Origin of the sequence: Legionella santicrucis, assembly GCF_001468135.1 — a bacterium.
In the GTDB taxonomy this organism is placed as follows: Bacteria; Pseudomonadota; Gammaproteobacteria; order Legionellales; family Legionellaceae; genus Legionella; species Legionella santicrucis.
The window spans coordinates 985-1,862 of sequence record NZ_LNYU01000082.1 but is presented as its reverse complement, the minus strand read 5'-3'; the positions used below and the strand labels follow the sequence as shown (position 1 = coordinate 1,862).

The window sequence follows — 878 nt, the reverse complement described above, 5'->3', positions numbered from 1 at the left end:
AAACTGTATTGTCTTCAAATAGGGATATCTTAAGAGTATCTCAAGTCAGACACTCATTTTTCTCGACTGCTAAAGAAAATAATAGTGATAACGAGATGCTGCATAACCCTGGAGAGAGTATCGCTAAAAATAATAAATAGACTATAAACTAAGGCATTGTTCCGTTACAACCGGAGCATTGCCTTAAACAAACTGGCCATTTTCCAAACCAGCCACAAAACTCCACGAGCAAAACGCCTAACTATCTGTAGACTTTCCTGTAAAAGAAATCATAGGATATTTCATCTTCGCCGCTTAACACTTACTATTAACAATGAATGTGCCCGCTTTATAATGCATCATTTCTCTCAGGACTTTGTACTTCAAAACACCCCCTTTAACGATTATGTGACCGGATTTAATTTTTGTATTTTTTTCAACTGCCGTACCCTGTTCATTTTCGACAGTTATATTGAGCAATCATATAGATTAAAGTCTGCACATATTGAAATGAGGTGAGCCATTTTTTTGTTGTACTGATTTTACTTTTAGTGAACCACTATGCAGTTAGTAAAAAAGCTGATTTGACCATCTCACCTTATCCAACCTTAGAGAAAGAAGATATGCCAACTTTGCCCATGCTGGATATTTTAAAAGAGTTACAAACCCTCCAGGGATTAAAACAAAAATCACTCGTCTTTAGTGACAAAGCCAATGAGCTCATCGAGCGCGTTCACCATGAGTATGGTGATGAAGGCGCCTCTTTCATGAAGGCCACATTACAGCAATGGGGATTAGGTGACTTTATAGAGGCAACGGCACTGCCTAACACTACTCTTCCTCAAAATGATAAAGGATTTGTTCATCATGGCTGTTATCAAAAAGTACTTCCTTTATGC

1 protein-coding gene is annotated in these 878 nt (G+C 37.7%); it reads left to right on the top strand.

Annotated features, from left to right (window positions below):
• Positions 1-494: 494 nt before the first annotated feature.
• Positions 495-878: hypothetical protein (locus tag Lsan_RS14990; protein WP_162265617.1), on the top strand; the 384-nt coding region annotated here is incomplete at its 3' end.